Annotated in this window: 22 protein-coding genes; 10 read left to right on the top strand and 12 right to left on the bottom strand. The window is 37.9% G+C overall.

Features of this window, described 5'->3' with window-relative positions; translation table 11 throughout:
- Positions 1-23 precede the first annotated feature (23 nt).
- From AC503W_RS08920 to AC503W_RS08900, 5 genes are all read left to right on the top strand, one after another.
- A complete protein-coding gene (locus AC503W_RS08920; RefSeq protein ID WP_494916937.1) occupies positions 24-587 on the top strand; it encodes an FAD synthetase in 564 nt (187 codons plus the stop codon).
- A gap of 21 nt (positions 588-608) precedes the next feature.
- Positions 609-1,040, top strand: coding sequence for a RidA family protein (locus tag AC503W_RS08915; protein ID WP_494916936.1), 432 nt, complete (start codon positions 609-611; stop codon positions 1,038-1,040).
- A gap of 79 nt (positions 1,041-1,119) precedes the next feature.
- Positions 1,120-1,809: a DUF1028 domain-containing protein gene (locus AC503W_RS08910; protein WP_402989583.1), complete on the top strand. Its 690-nt coding sequence runs from the start codon at positions 1,120-1,122 to the stop codon at positions 1,807-1,809.
- Between the two features lie 16 nt (positions 1,810-1,825).
- Positions 1,826-3,103, top strand: a complete 1,278-nt coding sequence (locus AC503W_RS08905) for a Zn-dependent hydrolase (RefSeq protein WP_494916934.1) — start codon at positions 1,826-1,828, stop codon at positions 3,101-3,103.
- 38 nt (positions 3,104-3,141) lie between these two features.
- Positions 3,142-3,567: a GlcG/HbpS family heme-binding protein gene (locus AC503W_RS08900; RefSeq protein ID WP_494916933.1), complete on the top strand. Its 426-nt coding sequence runs from the start codon at positions 3,142-3,144 to the stop codon at positions 3,565-3,567.
- 739 nt (positions 3,568-4,306) lie between these two features.
- Here AC503W_RS08900 and AC503W_RS08895 read toward each other — a convergent pair.
- The 7 genes from AC503W_RS08895 to AC503W_RS08865 all read right to left on the bottom strand — a co-directional run bounded on the left by AC503W_RS08895 (position 4,307) and on the right by AC503W_RS08865 (position 13,185).
- Positions 4,307-4,609, bottom strand: coding sequence for a hypothetical protein (locus AC503W_RS08895; RefSeq protein ID WP_494916931.1), 303 nt, complete (start codon positions 4,607-4,609; stop codon positions 4,307-4,309).
- Positions 4,610-4,723: 114 nt separating this feature from the next.
- On the bottom strand, positions 4,724-5,371 hold the full coding sequence (locus AC503W_RS08890; RefSeq protein ID WP_494916930.1) for a hypothetical protein: 648 nt from the start codon (positions 5,369-5,371) through the stop codon (positions 4,724-4,726).
- Positions 5,372-5,453: 82 nt separating this feature from the next.
- Entirely contained in the window at positions 5,454-6,539 is a 1,086-nt protein-coding gene (locus AC503W_RS08885) for a UvrD-helicase domain-containing protein (RefSeq protein ID WP_494916928.1), read from the bottom strand.
- Positions 6,523-8,133, bottom strand: a complete 1,611-nt coding sequence (locus tag AC503W_RS08880) for an ATP-dependent nuclease (RefSeq protein WP_494916926.1) — start codon at positions 8,131-8,133, stop codon at positions 6,523-6,525. The genes AC503W_RS08885 and AC503W_RS08880 overlap by 17 nt, the downstream gene beginning before the upstream one ends.
- A gap of 480 nt (positions 8,134-8,613) precedes the next feature.
- On the bottom strand, positions 8,614-9,174 hold the full coding sequence (locus tag AC503W_RS08875; protein ID WP_494916924.1) for a recombinase family protein: 561 nt from the start codon (positions 9,172-9,174) through the stop codon (positions 8,614-8,616).
- Between the two features lie 441 nt (positions 9,175-9,615).
- Positions 9,616-11,346, bottom strand: coding sequence for an assimilatory sulfite reductase (NADPH) hemoprotein subunit (cysI, locus tag AC503W_RS08870; RefSeq protein ID WP_494916922.1), 1,731 nt, complete (start codon positions 11,344-11,346; stop codon positions 9,616-9,618).
- A gap of 27 nt (positions 11,347-11,373) precedes the next feature.
- Positions 11,374-13,185 carry an assimilatory sulfite reductase (NADPH) flavoprotein subunit gene (locus AC503W_RS08865; protein ID WP_494916920.1) on the bottom strand — a complete coding sequence of 604 codons (1,812 nt, stop codon included), beginning with the start codon at positions 13,183-13,185 and terminating at the stop codon, positions 11,374-11,376.
- A 235-nt stretch (positions 13,186-13,420) separates the two neighbouring features.
- Here AC503W_RS08865 and AC503W_RS08860 point away from each other — a divergent pair, with 235 nt between their 5' ends.
- The gene (locus tag AC503W_RS08860; RefSeq protein ID WP_402872517.1) at positions 13,421-14,314 is read left to right on the top strand and encodes a LysR family transcriptional regulator; all 894 of its coding nucleotides are present in this window, start codon (positions 13,421-13,423) and stop codon (positions 14,312-14,314) included.
- Between the two features lie 151 nt (positions 14,315-14,465).
- The gene (locus AC503W_RS08855; protein ID WP_494916918.1) at positions 14,466-15,656 is read left to right on the top strand and encodes an oxalate decarboxylase family bicupin; all 1,191 of its coding nucleotides are present in this window, start codon (positions 14,466-14,468) and stop codon (positions 15,654-15,656) included.
- Between the two features lie 276 nt (positions 15,657-15,932).
- On the opposite strand, the gene AC503W_RS08850 is transcribed toward AC503W_RS08855, so the two are convergent.
- Positions 15,933-16,592 (bottom strand): YybS family protein, encoded by a 660-nt coding sequence (locus AC503W_RS08850; RefSeq protein WP_494916916.1) that lies wholly within the window; start codon positions 16,590-16,592, stop codon positions 15,933-15,935.
- Between the two features lie 184 nt (positions 16,593-16,776).
- Between AC503W_RS08850 and AC503W_RS08845 the strand changes: the two genes are divergently transcribed.
- The gene (locus AC503W_RS08845) at positions 16,777-18,192 is read left to right on the top strand and encodes a PQQ-dependent sugar dehydrogenase (protein ID WP_494916914.1); all 1,416 of its coding nucleotides are present in this window, start codon (positions 16,777-16,779) and stop codon (positions 18,190-18,192) included.
- 84 nt (positions 18,193-18,276) lie between these two features.
- On the top strand, positions 18,277-18,762 hold the full coding sequence (locus AC503W_RS08840) for a DinB family protein (protein WP_402872505.1): 486 nt from the start codon (positions 18,277-18,279) through the stop codon (positions 18,760-18,762).
- A 363-nt stretch (positions 18,763-19,125) separates the two neighbouring features.
- Here AC503W_RS08840 and AC503W_RS08835 read toward each other — a convergent pair whose 3' ends face one another.
- Positions 19,126-19,467, bottom strand: a complete 342-nt coding sequence (locus AC503W_RS08835; protein ID WP_494916911.1) for a winged helix-turn-helix transcriptional regulator — start codon at positions 19,465-19,467, stop codon at positions 19,126-19,128.
- 200 nt (positions 19,468-19,667) lie between these two features.
- On the opposite strand from AC503W_RS08835, the gene AC503W_RS08830 reads away from it, so the two are divergent.
- The gene (locus AC503W_RS08830) at positions 19,668-20,450 is read left to right on the top strand and encodes an SDR family oxidoreductase (RefSeq protein ID WP_494916909.1); all 783 of its coding nucleotides are present in this window, start codon (positions 19,668-19,670) and stop codon (positions 20,448-20,450) included.
- 488 nt (positions 20,451-20,938) lie between these two features.
- On the opposite strand, the gene AC503W_RS08825 is transcribed toward AC503W_RS08830, so the two are convergent.
- The 3 genes from AC503W_RS08825 to kdpB form a co-directional block, all read right to left on the bottom strand.
- Positions 20,939-23,263: a histidine kinase gene (locus tag AC503W_RS08825; protein ID WP_427686186.1), complete on the bottom strand. Its 2,325-nt coding sequence runs from the start codon at positions 23,261-23,263 to the stop codon at positions 20,939-20,941.
- 63 nt (positions 23,264-23,326) lie between these two features.
- Positions 23,327-23,884, bottom strand: coding sequence for a potassium-transporting ATPase subunit KdpC (gene kdpC, locus AC503W_RS08820; protein WP_427686188.1), 558 nt, complete (start codon positions 23,882-23,884; stop codon positions 23,327-23,329).
- Between the two features lie 24 nt (positions 23,885-23,908).
- On the bottom strand, positions 23,909-25,948 hold the full coding sequence (kdpB, locus tag AC503W_RS08815; RefSeq protein WP_427686190.1) for a potassium-transporting ATPase subunit KdpB: 2,040 nt from the start codon (positions 25,946-25,948) through the stop codon (positions 23,909-23,911).
- Between the last annotated feature and the right edge of the window lie 20 nt (positions 25,949-25,968).

The raw sequence follows: 25,968 nt of genomic DNA, 5'->3' as shown, positions 1-25,968 counted from the left end.
TATCCGAAAGGAGACGGTGTCCAGTGGAAATTCATGATTCAGGCAATATCAAGCTTCCCAAATCCATTCTTACTATTGGTGCGCTAGATGGTATCCATAAAGGTCACCAATTACTATTAAACACAGCAAAAGAACGCGCCAAAAAGCTTGACGTTCCCTTTGTTGTATATACCTTTGATCCACCTCCGAAAGTCTATTTTACCGATTGTTCACCTTTAACTACGTTAGAAGAAAAACTTCAGCTCCTTGAACATTTAGGAGCTGAGCATGTCATAATCGGAAAATTTAACGAAGCTTTTACTAGACAGGAAGTTCCCATATTTATTGAAGAAGTACAACGACTTCATCCAATTGAAATATGGGAAGGACCTAACTTTATGTTCGGTAAAGATCGAAAAGGCAATAATGATGTTTTACGACGCTATTTTAGAGTAGAAGTTCTACCTCCCCTTAAGTGTATAGATAATAAAATGATATCTTCATCACGTATCCGTCACCTAATAGAAGAAGGTCAATATACTCAAGCTCAAGAATTGCTTGGATGGGATACTTTTACACATTATCCTATAAAAACTTATAACCTCTGAAAACCGAAAGGAGAATATCAAATGGAAATTAAACGATACCATAAATTCGAGACAAATAAATTTTATCCTTCCAACATGGGTGAAGAATCTCACCATGTAACAAATGAATTTAGTATGGTCGTCCGTGCTGGAAATCATATTTATATGAGAGGTCAAACAGCTTTTGATTTAGAAGGTAATTTCCATGGAGAAAATGATGTTGTAGAACAAACAGAAAACGCCTGCCGTTGTATAAAGCAGCTTCTTGAAGAAGCTGGCGGAAAGATGGAAGATGTTTGTAAACTAACTACCTATGTAACAGATCGTTCTTATCGAAAAGAAGTATACAGTGTGATTGCCAAACACTTTAAAGGTGTGTATCCAGTTAGTACTGGCCTTGTCGTTCAAGGTCTAGCACTTCCAGAAATGTTGGTAGAAATTGATGTTGAAGCCGTAATTAGCGATCAAGAATAGTAAAATAGTAAAATTTTATAGAACTTACGAATAAAAGAGAAGTAATCATTTTTTGCTTCTATTGGAAGGAGGATTTCCCATGAAAATAACCAGCACATTTTCAATTGCAGGACGTTGCGAGTCTACAAACGCTTTAGGCGCTATCGTTACCTCAAGTAGTCCAGCTGTTGGAGCCAGATGTCCGTGGATTAAATCGAATGTAGGAATAGTCCTAACCCAAAATGTAACAGACCCTCGTCTAGCAGACATTGGACTTTCTACTTTAGAGCAAGGTTATAATGCACATGCCGCAATTCGAACAATGAAAATTGCCTCAGATTTTCCAGAGTTTAGACAACTAGCTGTCGTAGACTCTAATGGCGAAGCTAGTGTGTTTACTGGTGAAAAAGCCCTCGGGATTCACGGAGAATTTTATGCAAAAAACGTAGCATGTATTGGAAATCTTTTAAGTGTTGCGGTAATACCAACAGCGATGGGGAATTACTTTATAAAAAGGACAGATCTTTCTCTAGCCGATCGCTTAATAGCATCACTCGAAGTTGGTTTTGACATGGGGGGTGAGTTAGATCAAGAACGCTCCATCTCCCTTCTTGTTTATCTACCGGATATCCCTTTTGCTTATATAGATTTACGTGTCGATGACAGCGACCATCCTCTTAAAGATTTAAAAAAGCTATGGGATATTTATAAACATCAAGCCGAAGACTATAAAACAAGAGCAATCCAACCAGAACAAGCCCCTTCCTACGGTGTAATAGGTGATAAATAGATTAGGAGAATTGCAGGTGAAACACTTGAGGAATTTAACAAACAAAGTAGATGTTCAGATAAATAGTAATAGATTATTGTCTGACATCCATAAATATGCACAATATGGAAAAAACCTTCAAGGTGGTGTGACACGACCTAGTTTCTCTATAGCTGACCAAGATGTACGAACTTTATTTATCCAAGAATTGGAAAGTATTGGATTAGAAGTAAACATAGATGGTGCCGCCAATATATGGGGAATAAAAAAAGGAAATCAAAAGAAAAAAGGCAGCATTGTTATCGGCTCCCATTTAGATTCTGTTCCCAATGGAGGGGAATATGATGGACCCTTAGGTGTTCTTATGGCAAAAGAAATAATACAAACATTGATTGACCATAATATTACGCTTAATCATGATGTTGAAATTGTCTCTTTTACTGCAGAAGAAACAAACGATTTTAATCTATCCACTTTTGGTAGTCGATCATTTGTGGGGAGCTTAACAGCTGACAAATTACAGAATATCTATGACACAAAAGGAAATTCACTTCATTCGGAACTTAAAAAAGTTGGCGGGAATCTTAATCAATTTGCAAAAATGGAGGAAATGCGAAGAAGTAAAAAGGTTTTTATTGAACTTCATATCGAACAAGGTAAGAGATTAGAAAGAAACAACATGGCCGTGGCAGTAATAGATAAAGTGGTTGGGACGTATCGAAGTAAGGTAAAAGTGATTGGAGAATCCAATCACTCTGGAACAACAATGATGGAAGATCGGAAAGATGCACTAACAGCTACAGCAGAAATGATTCTTTCAATTGAACGTTATTGTAATAACATTGACAATGGTGTAGTCGGAACAGTCGGAACATTGAATGTATTTCCAAATACAGCGAACATTATCCCTGGAATAGTTAACTTTATCTTTGAAATAAGAGGAAGTTCAGAAGAACAAATAGAGAAAGCAATAAAAACAATTCAAGAGATTTGGCAATCCATCGCTAAAAAAAGAAAAGTAAAAGTTTATCAGGAAGTTTTCCTGAATCAAAAACCCGTTGTTTTAGATTACGACCTTGTTAAGATTCTCCAGAAAACAGCACAGGAAATGTCTGAACCATATATGACTTTCTCGAGCATGGCCGTACATGATGCTGCACATATGTCAGCAATTGCAAAGTCAGTCATGATTTTCGTTAAAAGTATTGATGGAAAAAGTCATTGTCCAGAAGAATATAGTCATGCTGATGACATTGAAAAAGCCGGTAACCTAATGTTACAAAGCATCCTTAAGATTGATCAAGAACTAGTGTAACAATCCATTGTATTTTAAGAATTAATAGGAGGATTCTCATGAATAAATTAAATTTAAAATTAGCAAAGCATTTAATTGCCGCAGCAGAACAAAAAGCAAATAACCTTAATCTATCTATGGTAATCTCTATTGTAGATGAAGGTGGAAATTTACTTGCTGTTCATCGTATGGATGACGCTTGGCTAGCCAGTATAAGTATAGCTCAAAACAAAGCTTGGACTTCTGTAGCATTAAAAATGCCAACATCAGCATTAGCTAATGCCACTACGCCTAATGCTGAACTATTTGGCTTAAATACAACCAATAATGGAAGAATAGTCGTTTTTGGTGGAGGAATCCCACTCGTTAAAGATGGAAAAGTCATTGGTGCTGTCGGCGTAAGTGGCAGTAGCGTACCAAATGACATTCAAGTTGCCGAGGCAGCTATTAAAGCTTTTGAAGAACTAGCATTAGTTAACAATTAGCATCATCACAAAAGAGCATGGATGCTCTTTTGTGATGATAAATTAGTTCATGATATAACTATTTTTAAAACTTCAACCGAGTATCTTTTTCTGTAAATATACAGAGGTGGTTGCAAAAAGCATCGTCATAATAGCCATACTAATGTCTATGCAAGAGAACTAACTGTAACTGTCAGATAAATTTGAACACTTTTTGCTGATTTGAGATGAAAAATTTACTGGAAATTAGAACATGCACATTATCACTTAACATGGAGCCTCTACGGGCAAGATGATCAGCATGAAGCCAGATGCACCAAAAGTTTATCTGGCTCAGCCAAAATAGGCTATCATGCCCGCCTCTCCAAATAAAGGACACGGCATTACTGAAAATAGTGTTCATTCTTATTCAGTATTTTTAGGTAAGCAAGTGTTCATTTCTACTTGGCGGTTGCAGTAACCTTCTCTTCTCTTCTCTTCTCTTCTCTTCACTACATTACCAATGGTTCTAAAGAAAAAATTGTATTATTATAAAGGTGCTGTCCCAAAAGTCATTTTCATGACACCTGGAACAGCACCTTATTCTTGGTGAGTGTTTATAACCTGTATTATGTAAACATGTAAATATACATTATATATGTACATGCAGCTACTCAAAGGTAAGAGTAAAATGTTCCACACTCAATTTGTGGTGAGTGTGGAGGATGGTTCAAATATCAATTAAAGATGTAGTAGAATTACCTTATATATATATCTTACTTCACCAATGATTTGGATCTCTAAAATGTTCTGCCAAACTACTCCATCCTGATTCATCATCCTCTGAATCTTCATGAATTTTTGGAAGCTCGTCATTATGCTCTTCACAACAGTTATCTTTTAGATCTTTAATCAAATATACTCCTTCTTCACAAAAGGCACATACGTCATAAGAGAAACTATCATCTAAACATTCCTCACAAATGAAATCACCAGAATAATCTTCTTCATTACCACACGATGTACCTCGTTGGAAAATAGGGTTTAACCCCTCTTCATTACAACATACTATACATTTTTTCATTACTGATTCCTCCATAAATATAATTAAGTAAAAGTACGCCCTTTACTAATTACGATGATACAGCATCAATTAGAGGAGTGCGAAGCAGCTTTGTAGCCTTTTTTTGCGCGGCCTTTATACGACTGGTTTTTTAACCACTTTAGAAAATTCTTTTTCAATTTCTTCTGGAGAAGCACCCATCTTTATTAATTCATATCCTAAACTATTTAACAAGATTGATTGTATGGAATTAGGGAAAATATTCTTTTTGAAAATATCTTCTACACTTTTTAAAATACTTACTCGATTAAAATAATCTAACTCGTATGTATTCAATACAATAGCATGCAAATAACGATTAATGTTTTCAAAGAGTATATTTATCGATACATCTGCAAATTCATCAAACTTTAAAATCATCGACTGAATATGCTCTTCATCGATGCATTCTTCATTAAACACTTTTATTGCAGCTTCATTAGATTCTTGAATTTCCTGATAAGTCAAATCTTTTGGCTTTACAATAATCTTAGTATAAAACGCCAATCCACTATCGTACCCTTGAAATATAGCACTAAAAAAAGGCTTTAAGTACTCATCAATTTCGAAATGACCATTTTTATTCTTATACTGCTTTTTTATCTCATTTATTTCTTTTTTATTAGTAGCCCCTCTTGTAATTAATTTTACATAATAATCATTTAATGTTCTTGGAGCATAATTATGTAGTTTTTGATTTTCTCTAAGTTCTTCTAAAATTTTCCCTATAGATGTTTTTCCCAAAACCATTCTCCATTCATTAACAATAATCTTTGTTTTGACTTATTATAGATTTTTCATAAATATCGTTTTTCCCTATTAATAACTACTTCATTGTTTCTTTTGGTGCATAGTAGAAAACACCATTTACTTCGATGTTTTTGGTTTTACTAATAATCGCCACACTATACCTTGCTCTAGTTATAGCAACATAAAACTTAGATAAAGTAATTTCCTTAAGATTAAGTATGCCACTTTTTATATATTTTTCCATATCACTTGTAGGCTTTATCAACACTCTATCAAATGTTAGTCCCTTTGAATCACCAAAATTAATCGCGTTAGGCAAGGAAGTTTGTGAATTATAACTCAGACATTGTGGATGATATATTTTTATATATTCTTCAATATCGTTAGGATGAATAATAAATACCCCATCGTGTCCCGTATATGTTTGATTTTTAGAAACTGTTCTAGACATTTCAGCGAATAAATTATCAGCAAAATCACATATCATTTGGTTACATCTATGGCTTATATTCAAGCTCTGATCCACTGAGCAAATATCCTGTCGTTCCATAAAGTAATTAATAATATTTATCCCTCTATACTTTTTATTCTTGGTTGTATTATTAGTTGTATAAGTAGATTGTCTTGCATCTCCTACGAATAATGTATTAATCGGGGAATACATTAAAAAATTAAATATTTCCAAATCATAACCAGCCATATCTTGTACTTCATCTATAAAAATATAATCGTATAATTCACTTAAACGAGTAATATTCTTATACTCACTTTTATGAGCAATTAACTCCGCTAATTCGGAAACTCTATCTTTATTAACCTCATTCTTAGTATTTAAAAAAAACGCTTTAATATTAGTTTTTGAAACATATCTATTAATAGGACTAGCGGGGAAATATACTCCTTCTATTCGTTCTTCATAAATAACATTTTGATATGGCCTTATTAAATCTGCTAACAAAAATGAGTACCAGCTTTTCACAACAATATAACTTGGTATATATCCATGAAGAGAGATAATCTTCTTCTCAATTTCTTCACGATTCTTATTTGCGAATGTAACTATTAAAGTTTTACTAGGCGCGTTTTCCAATGCTTTATTTACTATATAAGTTGTTTTTCCAGATCCGGCAGCTGCAACAATAACTTTATTTTTCGATTGCATCTAGTATATACCTCGGCATATTAATATTTTTATCTGCTTCAAATATTTTAAGTGCGCAACTTGTTTTATTATTCAACATATAACTTAGTAACCTATCATCACTAAACTTAGGATGGTTAAAGATTTCTTTTAATAAATCCAAGTTACTTTCGTTAGCTTTAATAATATTTGGTTCAAGAGTATTTAAAGATTCATCGTCCCCATAAAATATTTTCACAAAAGGATTATGCAAATATGCTTCATATTTTTCGGTGATATTGGACTGAATATCTCCATCATTATCTGTAATTATGATAATTTCCTTTTGAAGGTTAACAGATATCTCTGTAAAGCGTTTAAAAGATAAGGCATCTACACAAAAAATATCTACACCATCTTCTAAAGGTAATTTTCCATACTTATTCTTATAAGCTCTTTGTACAATCAAATCATCTGATGGTCCCTCTACTAAAATAACTTTTCGACTTAGAACTAAACGTAAAGTATCATATCCAGGTAACTTCATAAAAAAATCTCTAGTTTCTCTATCAAGTTCATTGAATGTCGTTATAACTTTGTCGTTTGAAAGTAATAACATTTTTCCAATGTCTAACTTATTTAAAATAAAGCTACTATGCGTTGTAATTATTAATTGCTTATTCTCGTTCTTAGTCTTAATAATATTTAGTAATTTATTTAAGTTTGATAACGATAAGTGGTTTTCTGGCTCTTCAATTAATACCACTGCTTCCATTTCTGAACTAGATTCTAACGCCAATTTCATTTTTATAGCATTTTGTTCACCTTTACCTATGTATTCGAATGGAACTTCATCCAAATAAGCAGTGATAATCTTATCCCAGTTAGATTTGCTAGAAATATCAACCGATACGTTTAAATTTTTATCAGTAATATCACCTTTCTTTTCATTTATACTTTCATTTATTGTTGTTATCGATAGATTTTCTGAAAAAGTTTCTTTGAGTTTTCTATAATGAACTGCTAATTCTGTGCGCTGTGAGGGCTCTAAGGAATCATTTAAAATTTTATGCAGGTATATATCTGTTCCGTTTTGATATTTTGAAGTAGAGGTATCTATTAATGTGGATCTAGCTGGTATACTTCTAGAAGTTAAACTATTACCCCCGAAAGATCGCCAAACGACCTTGTAATATTCAATCGGTAATGTTTTAATTGTACTAATGTCTTGAATATAAGCTTCATATTCAGCTTGATATGTCGAATCAAATTCAATACTTATAGAAGCTCCCGGAGAATCAATTCTTAATAAATTATTTGTTCCCTTCAACTCGCTATATACGTTATTTGGATTATCAAAATATACTTCAATGATTATTTTAGGTAATTCAACTTGGGCATTAGTGGCTAAATTCTGTAAATACTTTTTTACAGTGTCTATATTAAATAAATATGGACTTAATTCATTTTGAAGTAATCTATTATTCAATTGCCCTGTTAATACTAAATTAATCGCTTCTAGCAATGTTGATTTCCCTGCCTCATTGTCTCCGATAATAATATTCAGGTCTGGGTGTAAATTTAATTCAAAATCTATATAAGATTTATAATTTTTTATTTTCAATTTATTGATCATTTAAACACCCCTATCTAATTTACTTTATATCCACATTATACCATTATAAATAATTGCCTAACACTGACTATTGCATATCGCCTCTATAATCACTATCTAATACAATTTATTAAACTTAAGAAAATTCGAATTTTAAAGATAAAGTAAAATGTATTTTCTGTATAAACTCCCCTTACTTTATTAAAGTTGGTATAACTTATAAAGGAATTATATGGTTCGGATAAATGAAACAAGAATTTCAAGCATCCTAATATGAGATACCAAAAAGCTAATTCAATCTTATGACGAGTTTCTTCTATTATACAAGGAATCATTTTAATATCTTTTAACAAAAGGAATGTACCAAGGAAGCTTGATTTAAGTTGTGTAATATCATCCATACCATGACAGCAAAATATCTACCTCGATTTTTGTTGTCATTCAACTTTTAGAGAACCTTCTTTATTCTCTACCAAGGTATTCAATCAAAATATCGATTATTTAAGTAGGGGCCTTCTGTTTTCTTTTAGCTCTTATAAGAGTACTTTTAGAAATGCCAGTCATATTTTCTACTTGTTTATAGGAATTAGACTCTAATAACTGTAGAGCATGTTCTATCTGTTGTTTACTAAATTTCTTAGGCCTGCCTTCTCTAAAATCCTCACGCAATTTCGCAATTGCTTTCCCTTCTTGAGTTCGCTCTACAATCATATCTCTTTCAAATTCTGCAAAGGCACTCATTACGCTAAATATTAGTTTTCCTGTAGGGGTGTTCTCAACTAGACCCATATTTAAAATATGTACCTTGACACCTTTTTCAAACAAACTTTTTATGGTCTTAAGAGCATCTACCGTTGATCTTGCAAAACGGTCTAGCTTGGTAACGACCAGAGTATCCCCAGCTTGCAGCAGAGAAAGTAATTCTTGGAATTGCGGACGATCGGATTTAGTGCCTGTGAACTTCTCGGAATAGATTTTTTCACACCCTTCTTTTTCTAATGCCCGAAGCTGCGCTTCTAAATCCTGGCTGACTGTACTTACCCTTGCATACCCATATTTCATGTTTTTCTTCCCCTTTTTACGCTTTATTTATGACCCTATATTATGACACCTAACAATACCTTGATATTACTACACTAGCTAAAAGTGGTCAAATCTTTTGAGTTATGCCACCAATCAAAAAAGCCAATTTAATTCATCTTGGATTATTCAATCAATTATGGAGGTACGTTTAATATATTTATATAAGGTCGATTCCCTAACTACAAAGATAAACACAGAAGTCAAAATAAGAAATACCAATTCTATCAAGATACGGAGGAAGGAAAGTTTTACAATAAAAATCGAACTACTCAACGCTACCTTTACCCATTTCAATTTTTTAACCGCCTTATGATTGGGCTTATTGAGAACCAAGTTCAAATGCCTATTGTTCAACAATCGGTTTTTCGACAAATACAAAAAAAGAGACAGGCACAAGTCCTGTCTCAAATACATATATGATTATGCATGAAAATTCATACCGTCTGTTGTTGCTTTAATGACACCAGTGCGGACGACGAAGTTTCCAAAGTGTTCGCCTTCTTGTCGTTCTTTTGCATAACGTGAAAGCAGTACACGCAATTCGCTTAATATTTCTTCTTCTCCAATATTTTCGCGATACATTTTACTGAGTCGGCTGCCATCAAAGGCCGCTCCGAGATACATATTGTATTTGCCGGGGGCTTTCCCGATAAAGCCTATTTCTGCGAGGGCTGGACGGGCACAACTGTTAGGACAGCCCGTCATACGGATGGTAATCTCTTTATCCCGCAGACCATTTTCATCAACAATGCTCTCGATTTTCTCAAGTAAATCCGGTAAATAACGCTCAGCTTCCGCCATCGCCAATCCGCATGTGGGAAGAGCGACGCATGCAAGTGAGCTGCGACGGAGTGCTGAATAATGCTTGCCATCCGTCAAACCGTATTGTTCCATAAGTTCATTGATTTCTTTCTTTTTTTGACTAGAGACGTTGGCAATAATCAAATTTTGATTGGCTGTTAACCGGATATCCCCTGTATGGACTTTCGCGATTTCACGCAAGCCGGTCATCAGCTTGTAATCATCAAAATCGGCAATACGACCACTTTGGACAAACAGGGTATAATGCCACTTGCCTTGCACGCCTTTCACCCAGCCATAGCGGTCCCCATTATGATCGAAATGGTATTCCTTCGCTTCAGCCAGGTTCCAGCCAAGTCGGTTTTCCAGTTCAGCCTTGACCGTTTCAACCCCAAGTCGATCAACCGTATACTTGAAGCGGGCATTTTTTCGGATGGAACGGTTCCCATAATCCCGTTGAATCGTAATGACCTTTTCCGCCACATCCAAAATTTGGTCTGGTGTACAAAAGCCGATTACCTTGGCAAGCTGAGGATATGTCGCAGTGTCGCCATGGGTCATGCCCATGCCCCCGCCTATCGCTACATTGAATCCTACAAGTTTAGCATCTTCAACGATTGCAATGAAGCCTAAATCTTGTGAATATACATCGATATCATTCGACGGCGGAACAGCGATACCAATTTTGAACTTCCGTGGTAAATAGAGCGGTCCATACATCGGTTCCACTTCTTCTACTTCCGGTGTCCCGACCACTTTCTCTTCATCAAGCCAAATTTCATGATAGGCTCTTGTTCGAGGCAATAGGTAGTCACTCAACCTTTTTGACCATTCATATACTTCCGTATGTATCTCTGATTGATAGGGATTTGAGTTGCACATGACGTTTCGGTTCACATCACCGCATGCTGCAATCGTATCAAGCATGGACGCATGAATATCCTGTATCGTCTTTTTCATATTCCATTTTAAAATGCCATGCATTTGAAACGTCTCACGTGTTGTCAGCTTTAACGTGCCGTTTCCATATTTTTGGGCAAGTTCATCCATGACAAGCCACTGAGCTGGCTGGGCCACACCTCCAGGCATGCGTACACGGAGCATGAATTGATAAGCTGGTTCAAGCTTTTGTTTTTGTCGTTCATTTCGAAGATCTCGATCATCCTGCAAGTAACTGCCGTGATGCTTCATCAAACGATTATCATCATCGGGAATACCGGCACTTATTCGGTCTTGCATCACTTCCATGAGCGTTCCACGCAAGTAATTACTTCTTTCTTTTATCTCCTCGACGTCACTAGGCGGGCCGTCTGGTGCTTTTAGTATTGATTTTAATAAAGGATCCACCATATTATTTTATCTCCTTTCCATCCGAAATCAGTATACATCTCGCTGATAGCGTTTTTCTTTTTGCATGTTGCTAAGATAGCTTACCGCTTCCTCATGGCTCATGCTGCCTTCTTTTTGGATAATTCCTATAAGGGTTTCATGGACATCATGTGCCATATTTTTCTCATCACCGCAAATATAAACAGCAGCACCCTCTTGCAACCAATTGAATAGCTCGCCACTATGTTCAAGCATGCGGTTCTGTACATATACTTTTTCGTCGGTGTCACGCGAAAACGCAACATCCATCTTAGATAACACACCTGATTTCAGCCACTTTTGCCATTCGGTCTGATAAAGGAAATCCGTTACGAAATGCTGATCCCCGAAAAACATCCACGATTTACCTTGTATTCCCGCTTCCTCACGTTCTTGCATAAACGAACGGAATGGAGCAACACCTGTACCTGGTCCTACCATAATGATTGGGGTGTCTGGATTACTCGGCAGCTTGAAATTTTGGTTAGATTGAATGTAGATTGGCAAGGTGTCACCTGGTTGTAACCGTTCCGCACATAATATAGAACAAACTCCATTTCGTTCACGTCCATACGTATTGTACCGCACTGTTCCGATTGTTAAATGGACTTCATCTGGATTCGCGGATAAAGAGCTCGCAATCGAATAAAGACGGGCCGGCATTTTCCGAAGAGTGGAGACGAACTCCTGTGCCGATTCCCCCCATTGACCAAAGTCGCGGATTAAATCAAGCAAATCTCTTCCTTGACGGTAGGCTTTTAGTTTTTCTTCATTTCCTGGTGACACTAGCTCCCGTAATTTTTCATTGCTTGAAAGCTGTGCCGCCTGTTCAAGAAGCGATTTAGTCAAAACAGTTATCTCCAAATGGGAGCTGAGTGCTTCTTTAAGCGAAAGAACATCTCCCTGTTTGTTTACGGTCACCTTTTCTTCAGGCTCCCACTCGATCTCCTCAAGAATAAGGTCTACAAGAGCAGGATCATTTTCTGGATATACACCAAGACTATCACCAGGCTCAAATGTGAGTCCAGAGCCTTCTAGCGACAACTCCAGATGACATGTTTCTTTATTTGAACCTCGGCCATTCAAATTCAAGTTTTCCAGAACTTCGGCTTTGAATGGATTTTTTCTTGAATATACGGATTCACCAACAACTGATTGCTCAGCAGGAGCAACAATAGCCGCTTCCCCGGCCTCACTTAAGCTCGCAATAACACCTTCTAGCCACTCCGTTGCAGGTTCATCATAATCCAAATCGCAATCAACGCGAGGATAAAGCCTTTTGCCACCAAGCTCTTCCAAACGCTCATCGAAGTCCTTGCCCGTTTGGCAGAAAAACTCATACGAGCTATCACCAAGCGACAACACGGAAAAATGGAGATCATCCAGTTTCGGTGCACGTCTTCCATTCACAAATTCATGAAACGTCAAAGCATTATCCGGCGGGTCACCTTCACCATGTGTACTAACTGCAATAAGAAGGTTTTTGACTTTCTTCAACTGATTCGGCTTGAAATCACTCATGGAGGAAACGGCTACTTGAAAGCCTTTTTCCTCTAACTTCTTAGCCGCGTTCTCCGCAATCCTTTGGGCATTGCCTGTCTGGGACCCGTAGAGAATGGTCACTTCTTTTGATATTGTCTTTTCTTGTTGTTTAACAAGAAGTTCTTGTGATGGTGCCTCTGTTATCGCAGAAAAAGACTGCGTCGCAGACAAATAACCGTTCAGCCAAACTTTTTGCGTTTCTGTCAAAGTTGGCAAAAGACGATTAAGAAGTTCTACTTGTTCTTGGTTAAACGGACTGTTCATTACCTGAAGTTGCAACGATTTCCACCTCGCAAAAGAATAATAACTATCATTTTATGTATAACGAATATTCAAATAATTATTGTTATAGTCGCATAACCCTTTATTCTAGTATACAAGCATAACAATAATGAAACGACATTTTTTCAATTCTATATATTTCTAGTTAAACTTTACCAGATGTAAAATCATTAGTAAAATATATATATGTTATTTAAACTATTAGGAATACTAATGATTAGGTGGGATATATTTGTATTACGATGCATTAAAAACGTTTGTAACCCTTGTCGAAGTCAAAAATTTCACAAAAACTGCCGATAGACTTCTAATGTCACAGCCCAATGTTAGTTTACATATAAAAAAACTGGAACAAGAGTTTCAGACAAAATTGCTTCTGCGATCGCCAAAATATATAAAAATCACCCCAACCGGAGAAATTTTATACGAGCGGGCAAAGCAGATGATCACGATTTACGAACAAACGAGACGAGACATCGAGGAGCGTCACAACACGATAAAAGGAGAATTAAAGATTGGTGCTAGTTTTACAATTGGCGAGTATATACTCCCCTCTTTACTCATCGATCTGCAAAATGACTATCCCGAACTCGAGCTTCAAGTCATGATAGGAAATACGGAAGAAATCGTTCAATCCGTCCAGTTATACAAAGTGGATATAGGCTTGATTGAAGGCCAGACCAATGAAAAGGAGCTTTCCGTGCACTCCTTCATGCAAGATGAATTATTTATCGTTTCCTCCAACAAACATGAACTAGCTAATAAAAAAGATCTAACGATATCCGACCTGCAAAATCAGGCATGGGTCACTCGAGAAGTAGGATCGGGTACCCGTGAATACCTGAACCACCTTATCCGTTCAAACGGGCTGAAAGTCAAGTCGCTCCTGACCATCAGTAGTAACCAAGGAATTAAAGAAACACTTATAAAAAATGGAATGGGCCTCTCTCTCCTGTCCCGTAGTGTCATAGAAAGAGATGTACAGCATCATACCCTTTCTATCTTACAGGTGAAAAATGAGACGTTTCCACGTACGCTTTCCTATGTTTACTCTCCTATTATGAAAGATAAGAAAAACGTTCAAACTTTTATAAGTTCGTTAAAACAAAAATGGCCAACACAATAAGAATCAAACGAAATATAAAGGGAGAAAACGTCATATAAGTATTAACTTCCAAATGCAACCTGTTCTTACTGGCATTGAAAAGTAATGTGAGTAATATACATGTAGTACTGTTTAATTTCAATTAAACGGGATGGATTAAGGAGGTAAATCATTGACGAAGCCGATTGATTTTACAGTGTATGCGGATAGAATACCTGAACCGATTCGAGCTGACGGTGCTGGTGCAACAGATCTCGGACCACGTGATATTTTACGAGCATTGGAAAATCCGGATATGCTTGTGCCCCCGGTGACGGATGAGGGAACTGTTCCGAATTTACGGTTTTCCTTCTCCGACACGAATATGGTTTTAAAGCACGGTGGATGGTCAAGACAGATTACAATACGTGAATTGCCTGTCGCCACGACACTTGCAGGAGTTAATATGCGTTTAACGCCAGGTGGCGTAAGGGAACTGCATTGGCATAAAGAAGTCGAATGGAGTTTTATGCTTGCAGGCAGAGCGAGGATAACCGCTGTAGACCAGAATGGGAAAAACTTCATTGCAGACGTTGGCGTTGGCGACCTATGGTATTTCCCACCTGGCATCCCCCACTCGATTCAAGGTTTGGAGGAAGGGTGTGAGTTTTTATTGGTGTTTGATAACGGGGCTTTCTCGGATTTAGACACCTTCGCAATCTCAGATTGGTTCACCCATACCCCTAAAGAAGTTCTATCTGCTAATTTTGGTGTACCGGAAAGTGCATTTAAAGATATCCCGAAGCAGGAAAAGTACATTTATCAAGGGGAAGTTCCCGGTCCAATCGATCAAGTAGCGATTCCAGATCCTTTCGGTACCCGGAATTTTACGCATAGCCTCCTTGGTCAAGAACCTGTTACATCTCCAGGGGGATCAGTCCGTGTTGCGGATTCCACCAATTTCCCTGTGTCGGAAAATATATCTGTAGCTCTTGTCGAAGTCTTACCGGGAGCCATGAGGGAATTACACTGGCATCCGAATAATGATGAATGGCAATACTTCCTAACTGGCCAAGGACGGATGACCGGGTATGCAGCTGATGGAACAGCTCGTACGTTTGATGTAAGAGCAGGAGATGTTGGGTACATGCCGTTCTGCTTTGGACATTATATCCAAAATACAGGCAGCGAGACGCTTACGTACCTAGAAGTATTCAAAAGCCCCAAATATGCCGATATTTCATTAACACAGTGGATGGCATTGGTTCCTAAAGAAATTGTGGAAAGTAATTTAAATGTGGGATCTGAAGTGTTGGACGCATTAAGGAAAAAGAAATGGGAAGTGGTCAAATTCCCTGGATATACGTACAATGATTTCGAATAATGATAAGAAACCTTTCATCTAACAAATACGATTACTTCTTCGAACTGGGTCCCTTTAATAAAGGAACCCTGTTTCCTCTTGTTAGAACGCTCTGTTTCTCTCGAACGCCTGGTGATTTACTTTCTCACTTTACTTGTAGGTGGATCTGTTGCTTCGTTAAATGAAGTACTCCAGGAGTCTATAACTTCGATTAACCCCTATTCTAATTCTTTTAGAAATAAACCTTTTTTCTTATAGTTTCACAGGAAATAGAGCCCAAGCAGGTTAGCTACGACTCTATTTTTTCACTTTTACATTTTTTCTGAATTTCCTGTCCTGAACATCATTCACCGGCTTGATCACTTTATCAGGCAGGGTTTGAGCCAATCGCTTCAGAACAAACGAACTAGCTTCTGTTGCTATCCATGCATACAGAATACTGAAAACCGCTATGAGAAATAAGGATAGAAAATGAAAAGACGTACCAAAGCCTGGGCCTAACACAGGAAAGCGGAAAATGAAAAGAATCGCTATGATTCCCATAAATAAGGTAACTCCCGACAAGAAAACAACCATAAGCCTTGTTTTCGACTTATAGAAGGAAACACCAAGTACCCATCCTAGAATACCCGTTGTGAAGGAAAAAATAAGTAGTTCGCTAGGTTGGATAAACAATACCAGAAGGATTGTCACAGAATAAGAAAGAAATCCGTATCTGACCGATACAATCGTTGCTAAACATATAGGTAATGTCGTCATCGCACTTACGACAAAACCAATGCCGGGCATATATCCCCCTGCTGATTGAAATATGGCTGCAAACGAACTTAATATCGCGGTGAGTATTAGTTTAGTGGTAGGTAACCATTCCGTAAGGTCACGTTTGATTTCAAAAAAAGGATGCTGCCAATACTGTACGGCTATACTTTTTACCCTCTTCAGAAATCCCACCTCCATCAAATAGTAACCTAACCTTATATTATTCACTGTTTTATCTAAAAATCACTGGTTATCTATCCAACTTAACGATAGATAACTGATTTATGAAGGCATAGTACATTATGCCTTCATTATTTGGTATTAATAAAACAGGTCTAATCATATCTTTATAAAAGAAAAACGAAGAAGGAGTGTAAATTTATTGAAAAGAGTGAAGGTTGGTTTACGGCCCATTGTAAGTAAGATAAATTTACCGACTGTTTTGAAAACAGCGATACTCCCGGGTGACTCAAAAGAAACAATATTCATCGCAACCCAAGTAGGGGAAATTTTTTATATAAGAGACGGAGTTATACGGACGTTTATTGATATTCGCCTGCGTATCGTAAAACTAGGTGCTTCTAGAGGTGGATATGATGAACGCGGTTTGCTAGGACTAGCTTTTCATCCCCAATTTTATGATAACGGTCTGTTTTACCTTCATTATTCAGTAGCTGGAGCACAGGGCCCTGGTGCTCTTCCTGATTCTTTTTCACCTAACCCGTGCGATTTAAGGACGTTAAACCTAAAGTGGGACGATAGAGAAACTCAATATGACCATATTGATACTTTGGAAGAATGGGTTTTACCTTCGAATGGTGAACCTCAACAACGACGGACATTACTAAACATAAGAAGACCATTTTCTAATCATAATGGTGTAAATAGCTTAAACTTTTCACCTGAAACAGGAAAACTCGTTTTAACCACAGGGGATGGTGGGTCAGGCTTTGATCCATTCAATTTAAGCCAGAACGACATGGAAATCGCCGGTAAAATAATTGAAATTGATGTAGGTAAGAATACATTCATCCGAAATCCCCCCATCGTCACACGGTTCAATGAACTTCCCCTACCTATTCAGGAAACACTTACTATGATTGTTAAAGGCGTACGGAATATACCTGGCATTTCATTTCAAAGATTTAATAATCAGTACATCAAATATGTGGGAAATGTCGGACAGGATGTGGTAGAGTCCATTTTTTCATTCGGTCCGTATAAACCAATACCGGTTACCCATCTTGCTCGAGCTTTCATCATGAAGTCTGAAGCCGGCCAAGAAGGATTGATTAACTTTGGCTGGCGAGCGTGGGAAGGTATCCTCCCTACTCCAATTGTAAAGGGTTGCTCTGCGAATCCAACTTTGGAAGAGAAAACAATGGCTTATTATGATGAGGCACTAAAAGTTTCAGGAAATCGTCTTGAACCTGTGACTAGTTATTTTCATAAAGATCCCCGACCCGATAAATTTGGAGGAACTGCACTGACAGGAGTGCAACCCTATATGGGGGTTAAAATCCCCGCCTTAGCAGGAAATGTTGTGTTTACTGATCTTGCCCGGAAGGAAGAAAGTCAATCTCCGGCTAGAGGGGTTTTAGCTTACACTAGTATAAGGGAAGATTGTAAACGAAATGATTTTGACGTGATTCAAACCGATTATAATTTTGGTTCCCAATCAGCTTATTATGTGAGCTTGGGAACGAATCTTGATCAAACTACACTATATTTAGGGGTTTACAGCTCGATGAAAGTGACTGATTTTAACCAAGGTACTATTTTTGAAATTATTCCGTGACGAACTTATCAAAGCAAAAACACCCTGAAGCCATTGAGGGCTTGTGAAATCAGTTTATTATTTTCTTATTGTGGAGGGTTTTTATTGAAAACACTTTTCAGATATAACTGGATGGTAAGAGAAGACTGGTATCGTTGGTGTGAAGAGTTAAGTGAAGATGAGCTTTTGCAAAACCGAACAGGTGGAATGGGAAGTATATTACATACACTTTTCCATATTATTGATGTCGAGTGGAGCTGGATACGTCTCTTACAGGGGAAAACTGATTTTCAGGAGAGTTTCCATAATTATAAAAGCTTGAATAAGGTTCGAAAATTGGACGCAGAATTTCATTTAGAAGTGGAAAAATTTGTGAATAACTGGGATGTAAGTATGGAAAATAAATCATTTTACGATACCCTTCCAGATGGAAGAATTGTAACGGATACTTGGGGCGAAGTTATGAGACATAGCATTGTTCACGAAATTCATCATATAGGACAACTATCAATTTGGGCAAGAGAATTGGGAAGAAAGCCTGTTTCCGCAAACCTTATCGGACGGGGTCTTTCCTCTTATTCTAAAAAATAATTCAAATAGATATTAGTTTATTCAGTTTCTGTTTATTAACGGATACGATGCTCTAGTTTTTTTGGAGCTAAAGGTGTTTGTGAATGTACTTATTCAAACAGGGACATTAGTTGAATAATCGAGTAGGAGGAGCGCCTAGCCTCCGACCTCTCACACCACCGTCCGTACCGTTCGGTATACGGCGGTTCAGGTTATGTCCGACTTAGTTTTGTATATCATTCATATAAACCTTCTAACCCCTTATTATCAAGGGGTTTTATGGGGTTTGTGACATAATGCCGCCCATGATTCCAATTAATCCGTCCAGTGAATTCGAATAAGTCATGAACGACCGACTACAAACGTAATGTGGCCTGGTTTCGGTTATCTTTCAACACTCTTGCAATTATCGATATACTTGCTTCCCCATTCCGTGAGCTCATTAATCGTTGGGAAGAGCTTTTCCCCCAATTCGGTTAGGGAGTATTCCACTTTTGGCGGAACTTGATGATAGACCTCACGGTGAATAAGTTGAAAGTTTTCCAGCTGCCTCAGTTGTTTAGTCAGTGACGAGTGTGTTAGGCCGTCAAATTTCCTTAACAGTTCGTTGAATCGTATGGGTCCGTTCTTTAGATGAAAGATAATTACGAGGGACCATTTACCCGACAATACTTTCTGAGCTGTAGTGAACGGGCAAGTTAAGTCAGCACTTGTTAATTCAATCATGGAACTCCACCTCTTCCTTTACTCTAAGTTCATATTACCTCTATTCGTCATGCTAAAAAACAAGCCTACATTTAACTGTTGTCCGCCTTTCTTAATATCCCCTTTGATCGTAACGACACACAAATATCGTACTATTCAGAATCATTATAATCTTTTAATATTGATTATGCATTCAATTTATCTTTAAAGGAGTAGATGATATGTCGACGAATAAAGAAAAATTCAATGGTAAAGTTGCATTGGTTACAGGGGCAAGTCGTGGGATAGGGGCTGAAATAGCCAAAAAATTAGCTGTTGGCGGAGCGGCATTTATAGGTGTTCATTACGCCAATAATAAGGATGCTGCTTTAAAAGTTGTGGATGATGTCAAGTCCTTGGGTTCAAAAGCTGTGGCTCTGCAAGGAGATTTAACCACTGGTATTTCCGGTATAAAAAAGCTTTGGACCGCATTTGAAGATGCTACTCGCTCGGAGTTGGGGACTGTACACTTAGATATCTTAATCAATAACGCAGGTATCTCACCGGCCATTCCATTTGAAGAAACATCGATTGAAACGTTTGAAGATGTCATGAATGTTAACCTTAAAGCTCCGTACTTCATTACTCAAGCAGCTAGCCCATTTATTCGGAACGGTGGACGAATCATTAACATTTCTTCTGGCTTTACTCGTGTGGCTGGTCCCATGCATACCATTTATTCCGCTTCCAAGGGAGCCATAGACACACTTACTTTGGCCTTAGCTCCCCATTTTGCATCCAAAGGCATTACTGTGAATGCAGTGGCCCCGGGAATTACGGCTACTGATATGAACGAGGATATGCTCGCCACCCCAGAAGGACGGGCCGGAGCGGAGGCATTTTCTGCATTCTCTAGAGTGGGCACCACTGAAGATGTTGCCGATATCGTTGCATTTGTAGCATCTGAGGAAGCACGATGGATCACGGGGCAAGTTATTGATGCCTCTGGTGGAAGCAGGCTTTAAAAGCAAAAACGGATATAAACTAGAGGATATGGATTTTATGCGAGTTAATAATAGACGGGAAAGCAAAAGAAAATATAGATCGATTTGCTATTGGTCCATTTAATCAGAATAAGAGAAACCTGCATTGTTTGGGGTTTCTCTATACTTCGTTCTTGTGATATTTATTTTTAAATCAAAGTATGAATCCTTCTAAAAATAATATTCTGCCATGTTTATGACATCGGAAGACTCATATATTACAGAAAGCTGCCTCGTAGTTACCTAAGCAGATAATTTTCAGTCGTTTAAATACAAATGAAGCTCTATATACATTCCCTATAACTCAATATTTTGACATGAATCAGCTAGAGTTAATTGGAGCGATATTCATTCAAACACAAGCAATCAGAAAGAAAGTGTCTGGGAACACACCGCCTGTTTAATGTTTATTAGGTTCTCATTGATGCAGGAATCCATTCTATGAATATACATCACTCGTGAACGTCCATTCAATCAGCCACAATTAAAACATCGAGGTGTCTTGCTTCTCTTAAAAGTTGTGCGACAATCGAACCTTGAATGATTTCTTGCCACCTTTCTTTTGCTGAATGTCCAATGATGACTTGTGTAGCTTTTTTGTCTTGTAATTGTTTAGTGACTTCACTTACCACCATTCGCCTGTTGGTTGTTGAATACATTTCGAAAGTGCCACCTAATCGTTTCGTAAGGTTCTTTATTTTATCCAATATAATTTGCTTGTCATTAGGTAATGTTCGTTGATCCTTCACATACACTACATACCACTTTGCTTTAAGTCGATAGGCTATCCGGAAACCCCTTCTAATCAAACGCTCAGAGTCTGGTTTAAGGTTAACGCAAACAAAGATTACTTCTGCTTTTCTCCAAGGGCCCCTTACCCCTTCTTTTCGCTTGAATGATTCTAACCTATCGTCTACATCATCTGCTAATTCACGGAGTGCAAGTTCTCTCAAGGCTATAAGATTTCGAGTCTTAAAAAAATTATTCAAGGACTGCTCCACCTTATCCATGGTATAAATATTCCCTTCTTGCATTCGCTGCCTAAGCGCCTTTGGGGAGACATCAATTAATTCAAGCTCATCGGCCAATTGTAGAATCCTGTCAGGAACCGTTTCACGTACGCGAACCCCTGTAATTTGCTCTACACTATCATTCAAGCTTTCTACATGTTGAATATTCATAGTAGAAATAACGGATATCCCAGACTCCAATATGTTAATAACGTCTTGATAACGTTTTTGGTTCTTACTTCCTGGCACATTTGTATGAGCCAATTCATCAACAAGCACAACTTCAGGATTACGGATGATGATTCTGTCAAGATCCATTTCCTCTAACAAGACGTTCTTATACGGAACCTGTTTCCGGGGTATTGTTTCTAACGTGTCAACTTGGGAAGCCGTTTCTTTACGACCATGTGTCTCCAATAATCCAATCACAATATCAATTTCACTTTTCTTTAATTGATTGGCCTCCCTCAGCATGGTATATGTTTTCCCTACGCCAGGAGCAGAACCAATATACACCTTTAATGTTCCTCTTTTCACTCCCTGTATTTTTTCTTTTATTTCTTCAGGCGAGAGTCTTCGGTATGGATTCTTTTTCTTTTTTTTTGACTGAACGGCAGGCAATACCCTTTCACCTTCTCCTTTTGTCCTATCCGCTACAACACATACATCAATGTTTTTCGTTTGGCCCAATATCTTATTGACTATAGAACCATGGATGATTTCTTCCCATCTCGTCCTTTTGGATTGACCCAGGATAATCCGGGTTATATAGTGCTTCATGGCATACCCAACGATTTCTTCAGCAATATCACCCCCGTTTATGGCTCTTTCTTCAAACTTCCCATTTAGCTTTATGATAAGTTTTTGTATAGAACTTTTAAATAACGACTCCTCTTTAGATAGCTCTTTCTGACTTGGAATAAAGCTAACCACCACTAAATCTCCGCCTAATCGTTTGGCTATTTGATCGCCTCTTCGAATTAAAATGGAGCCATTCCAATGGTATTGTACACATACCAAGATTCGTTCAGAAGCACCAGATGGTCCCATTAACCCTTCCTGTTCTCTATGTTCAGTAAGATCTTCTTCCACTTCTCCAGCCAAAAAACGGAGTGACAGCTCCCTAAGAACCGCTAAGTTATCTCGATTATATAGTTTCATATCGGCTTCTGTTTTCTTGTTGTTTTCCATGATTTTTCCTTCTTGCAGACGTTTAAGTATTGCTTCGGGTGTCACATCCAAGAGGCGTACTTCGTCAGCCAGCGTCAACGTATTCTCGGGTAGGATCTCACTTACATGAAGCGGGAGATTCAGTAGGTGTTCAGCAACTTTCTTTACTCCTTTCAATTCATAAATATTTATTGTTGTGATAACGCTGATATCACTTTTTATTAATTCCATAACATCTTCTAATCTAGTCGGATTTTTAGCAGACGGCCGGTTTTTGTGAGCTAACTGGTCAACTAAAACCACTTCAGGATTTCTTTTTTGAATTTCAGCTACATGTAAATCTTTCCTAATAAGTCCATTACTCTTCCATTCAATTGTGGGCACTGCCTCTAGGCAACCTACTTGCTCCATTGTCATTTGGTTACACCCATCACTAATAATCCCGATAACTACGTCAATACCACGCCCTTTCAACTCATTTCCTTCCATAAGCAAATGATAGGTTTTTCCGGACCCACTAACAGATCCGAGTATAATCTTCAGTCTGCCTTTTTTGATGTCGGAAATAGATTGTAGAATTTCATCTGGTGTTTTCCTTCGAAAGTGTTCGTTCATATAACTACCCCCAGATTCCTTTCTAGATTAATAGGAGAGTGAATAGAACTCTCCTAAACTCGATTATTTTAGATCATCCAAAGCAATATTTAATTTCAACACATTAATATGAGGTTCGCCGAAAAGTCCAAATGAACGATTTTCCGTATTTTCTTCGACTAGATTATATAAACTTTGTTCAGATATATCCCTCTCTTTTGCGATACGCGGAACCTGAACAAGTGCTCCTCTTGGAGAAATATTTGGATCAAGACCTGACCCAGAGTTTGTCATCAAGTCAGAAGGTATTTCCTCTTTTTTAATAGAAGGATTCGCTTTTAGAAATTCAGACATTTCATTTTTGGTTCGTTTGATCATTTCTTCATTAGATGGTGAATAGTTTGGCGACCCTGAACCTGCAGCGTCGTATTCTATAGAAGAAACCCGGCCATGAAAATAGCCAGCCTCTTCAAAAGATTGACCAATTAATTCTGACCCGATGATTTTCCCTTTTTCATTTTTAATTAAGCTGCCTTCAGCTTGTGCAGGCATCATCACTTGTGAAAGTCCTGTTATGAGTAACGGATAAGCCATACCACATATCATGAATAGCACCAAAACTACACGTATATTTTTCAACATCTATTCTCACCCTTATATTTGATTTTAAGCTACTTTAAACAGTTCAAGTATTAGGTCTATACATTTAATGCCAATGAAAGGAACGACCACTCCGCCTAATCCATAAAGGAACAAATTCTTAGTTAATAATCTTGAAGCGCTCATCGGAACATATTTTACACCCTTCATGGCTAACGGGATCAGGAGCGGGATAATAATGGCATTGAATATCAATGCTGATAATATCGCACTTTGCGGTGTGGCTAATCCCATTATATTTAATGTATTCATTTGTGGGATAGCCAGCATGAACATAGCTGGTATGATCGCAAAGTATTTAGCCACATCATTGGCAATGCTGAACGTTGTTAATGCTCCACGTGTCATGAGTAACTGTTTTCCAATCGCCACTACTTCAATGATTTTTGTAGGATCTGAATCCAGATCCACCATGTTTGCTGCTTCTTTGGCTGCATTTGTTCCTGTATTCATTGCTAGCCCCACATCTGCCTGTGCCAATGCAGGGGCATCGTTCGTGCCATCCCCGGTCATCGCGACAAGTTTGCCTTCCGCTTGTTCACGCTTAATTACGGCAATTTTATCTTCCGGCTTTGCCTCGGCAATGTAATCGTCTACCCCGGCTTCTTTCGCGATTGTGGCGGCCGTTAAAGGATTATCTCCGGTACACATGACGGTTTTGATGCCCATTTTCCTCAATTCATCAAATCGCTCTTTCATACCTGCTTTAACGGTATCTTTCAAATAAATGACACCTAGGATCCGATTTCCTTCTGCGACTACTAAGGGCGTTCCCCCTTGGCTTGCTACTTCATCACTAATGTCTTGCAAATCGCTGGGAATGTTTCCGCCTTCTTGCTTTATATAGTTCTTTATTGAATCGACGGCACCTTTTCTGACGATTCTTCCATCGGAAAAATCTGTCCCGCTCATCCTCGTTTCTGCCGTAAAGTCAATGCCTTCCGAGTCACTTTTTTCTAATTCTTTTTCAAGTAATCCTGATCTTTTGGCAAATTCGACAACAGAGCGGCCTTCCGGTGTCTCATCATGTAAGGATGAATAGGCTGCGAATGTAGTAAGTTCCTTCTGATTCACACCCTGTACTGGCAGCAAGGCATGAGCCATCCGGTTACCATGTGTGATCGTGCCTGTTTTATCGAGAATGATAGTATTGATGTCTCCTGCAGCTTCTACAGCTTTGCCCGATTTGGCAATCACATTGAATTGTGTCACTCTGTCCATTCCAGCTATGCCTATCGCTGAAAGAAGACCCCCTATGGTTGTTGGGATCAAACATACCAATAATGCCACCAAAGTTGCGATTGGCAATGTCACTTTAATATAGGAAGCAATAGGTACGAGTGTCACACAAACAAGCAAAAAGATAAGCGTCAAACTCACAAGGAGTGTACTAAGTGCAATTTCATTCGGTGTTTTTTGCCGTTTAGCTCCTTCTACCAAGTCAATCATTCGATCCAGGAATGACTCCCCCGGATCACTACTAACTTTTATTTTTATATAGTCACTCATTACTTTTGTTCCTCCAGTAACAGAACTGAAGTCTCCACCCGGTTCTTTTATGACATTCGCAGATTCACCAGTTATTGCCGATTCGTCAACAGCAGCCACCCCTTCAATGACATCTCCATCACTAGGAATTAAATCATTGGCCTCCACTAAAACCATGTCACCTTTTTGCAGTTCCGTGGCATCGACTATCTTTACAGATCCATCTTTTTGGATTAACTTTGCTTTTGAATCAAGCTTTGTCTTTTTCAGACTATCCGCTTGTGCTTTACCACGACCTTCCGCTAATGCTTCAGCAAAGTTGGCAAACAGGATGGTCAGGAGCAAAATGAAAGTCACTGCACTGGTATATCCCCTATCTGATATTCCACCAAATAAATCGGGAAATATAGTTAGAAAAAGGGTCAAGACAAATCCTATTTCCACCACAAACATGACTGGATTTCGTGCCATGGCTCTGGGATTCATTTTTTTGAAAGCATCTTTTATTGCTTCAAAAAGCATTTCATTATTTACTTTTCCATTACGCATCGTATTCATCTGTACTACTCCTCTTCATC

The organism is Peribacillus suis (assembly GCF_059384845.1).
The sequence above is the reverse complement of the archived record's forward strand: the minus strand, read 5'-3'. Positions and strand labels throughout refer to the sequence as shown.